The organism is Streptomyces sp. MCA2 (assembly GCF_023544705.1).
GTDB classification, from domain to species: Bacteria; Actinomycetota; Actinomycetes; order Streptomycetales; family Streptomycetaceae; genus Streptomyces; species Streptomyces decoyicus.
Genome location: NZ_JAMJFM010000123.1, coordinates 1 through 942, shown reverse-complemented (window position 1 = coordinate 942; position 942 = coordinate 1). Strand labels below are relative to the sequence as shown.

1 protein-coding gene is annotated in these 942 nt (G+C 69.0%); it reads left to right on the top strand.

The annotated features are described in order from the left end of the window. Positions 1–103 precede the first annotated feature (103 nt). A partial coding sequence (locus M8I34_RS41080) for an IS481 family transposase (RefSeq protein ID WP_250058163.1) occupies positions 104–942 on the top strand: 839 nt, incomplete at its 3' end.

Below are 942 nucleotides of genomic sequence, written 5' to 3'. Positions count from 1 at the left end.
TGTATTGATCACGAGCGTTGTTGACACGCGTGGGTCTTGATCATGGCGAAGACCTCCGGTGTGGTGGAGGTGTCTAGGCTCCACACCACGCACGGAGGTCTTCGTGTTCCACCGTAATGCCCGTCTGACTGTCCATGGCAGGCGGCTGCTGGTTGAACGGGTCCGTTGTGGCCGTCCGGTTGCGCATGTTGCAGCGGAGATGGGCATATCCCGCACGACGGCCCACAAGTGGGTCCGGCGGTTCACCGCGGAGGGCGAGTCCGGCCTGCATGACCGCCCCAGCCGCCCGAAGACGACGCCGCACCGCACCCCCGCCGGCACAGAGGTCCGGGTGTGCCGGCTGCGACAGGACCGGAAGCTGGGCCCGGCACGGATCGGCCCGATCCTGGACCTGCCCGCCTCGACGGTGCACCGCATCCTGACCCGCCACGGCCTCAACCGCCTCTCCTTCCTGGACCGGCCCACCGGGCAGGCCATCCGCCGCTACGAACGCGAGAGGCCCGGCGAGCTGATCCACGTCGACGTGAAAAAGCTCGGCCGGATTCCCGACGGCGGCGGCTGGCGGATCCACGGCAGGCCCGCTGCACGTGCCGCCCGCCCCGAAAGCCGCCGCACCACCGGCTTCGACTACGTCCACTCCGCCGTCGACGACCACACCCGCCTCGCCTACAGCGAGGTCCACGACGACGAGAAGGCCGCCACCTGCGCCGGCTTCCTCGACAGGGCAGCCGCGTTCTTCCAGAGCGTGGGAATCGACCGCATCGAACGCGTTCTGACCGACAACGCCTGGCCCTACCGCAAGAGCTTCGCCTGGCGCGACGCTCTGGCCCGACTCGGCGCGACCGGCAAGCTCACCCGCGCCTACCGGCCACAGACCAACGGCAAAGTCGAACGCTTCAACCGGACTCTGGCCCACGAGTGGGCCTACCTGCGGCCCTACAC